This window comes from Alcaligenes sp. AB3, from assembly GCF_031844565.1.
In the GTDB taxonomy this organism is placed as follows: domain Bacteria; phylum Pseudomonadota; class Gammaproteobacteria; order Burkholderiales; family Burkholderiaceae_B; genus Alcaligenes; species Alcaligenes faecalis.
The window spans coordinates 1-1750 of record NZ_JAUZVM010000021.1 but is presented as its reverse complement, the minus strand read 5'-3'; the positions used below and the strand labels follow the sequence as shown (position 1 = coordinate 1750).

Below are 1750 nucleotides of genomic sequence, written 5' to 3'. Positions count from 1 at the left end.
CGCTGATGGCAAGACCTGGAACGTGGATGTTCCTGGTACCGAACTGGCCCAGGACAGCAATGTTCACGCCAAGGTTGAAACGGAAGACGCAGCGGGCAACCCCGCTTCGGCTGAAGCTGACCGTGGTTACGGTGTCGACACCGACCTGCCTGAAGCCGCCATCACGATCGACACCATCGCGGGTGACGATGTGATCAACCAGGCTGAGTCGGAAGGGGATGTGACCATCACCGGTACGGTTGGCAAGGATGTGAAGGCTGGTGACACGGTGACGGTGACCGTGAACGGCAAGGACTACACGACCACCGTTAATGCTGATGGCAAGACCTGGAACGTGGATGTTCCTGGTGCTGAGCTGGCTGCTGATTCGAATGTACACGCCAAGGTTGAAACGGAAGACGCAGCGGGTAACCCAGCCAGTGCTGAAGCCGACCGCGGCTACGGTGTAGACACCGATCTGCCTGAAGCCGCCATCACGATCGACACCATTGCCGGTGACGATGTGATCAACAAGGCCGAGTCCGAATCCGACGTGACCATCACCGGTACCGTGGGTAAAGACGTCAAGGCCGGCGATACCGTCACTGTGACCGTGAACGGCAAGGATTACACGACCACCGTTAACGCTGACGGTAAGACCTGGAACGTAGACGTTCCTGGTACCGAACTGGCCCAGGACAGCAATGTTCACGCCAAGGTTGAGACCGAAGACGCCGCCGGTAACCCCGCCAGCGCTGAAGCCGACCGTGGCTATGGTGTAGACACCGACCTGCCTGAAGCCGCCATCACGATCGACACCATTGCCGGTGACGATGTGATCAACAAGGCTGAGTCCGAGTCTGACGTGACCATTACCGGTACCGTGGGTAAAGACGTCAAGGCTGGCGACACGGTGACGGTGACCGTGAACGGTAAGGACTACACCACGACCGTTAATGCTGATGGCAAGACCTGGAACGTGGACGTTCCTGGTATCGAACTGGCCCAGGACAGCAATGTTCACGCCAAGGTCGAGACCGAAGATGCTGCTGGTAATCCAGCCAGCGCTGAAGCCGACCGTGGCTACGGTGTGGATACTGATCTGCCTGAAGCCGCCATCACGATTGACACCATTGCCGGTGATGATGTGATCAACAAGGCTGAGTCCGAATCCGACGTGACCATTACCGGTACCGTGGGTAAAGACGTCAAGGCCGGCGACACTGTCACCGTGACCGTGAACGGCAAGGACTACACGACCACTGTTAACGCTGACGGCAAGACTTGGAACGTGGATGTTCCTGGTGCTGAGCTGGCTGCTGATTCGAACGTACACGCCAAGGTTGAGACTGAAGACGCGGCTGGTAACCCCGCCAGTGCTGAGGCTGACCGCGGCTACGGTGTCGATACCGATCTGCCTGAAGCTGAGATCGCTATTAATGTGATCGCTGAAGATGACGTGATCAACCAGGCTGAGTCCGAGTCCGACGTGACCATTACCGGTACCGTGGGTAAAGACGTCAAGGCTGGCGACACCGTCACCGTGACCGTGAACGGCAAGGACTACACCACGACCGTTAATGCTGATGGCAAGACCTGGAACGTGGATGTTTCTGGTACCGAACTGGCTCAGGACAGCAATGTTCACGCCAAGGTTGAGACGGAAGATGCGGCCGGTAACCCAGCCAGCGCTGAAGCCGACCGTGGCTACGGTGTCGATACCGACCTGCCCGAAGCCGCCATCACGATCGACACCATCGCGGGTGACGAC

1 protein-coding gene is annotated in these 1750 nt (G+C 58.2%); it reads left to right on the top strand.

The window, feature by feature from the left end:
- On the top strand, window positions 1-1750 hold a 1750-nt coding region (locus Q9R35_RS18650), incomplete at both ends, for an Ig-like domain-containing protein (protein ID WP_311220254.1).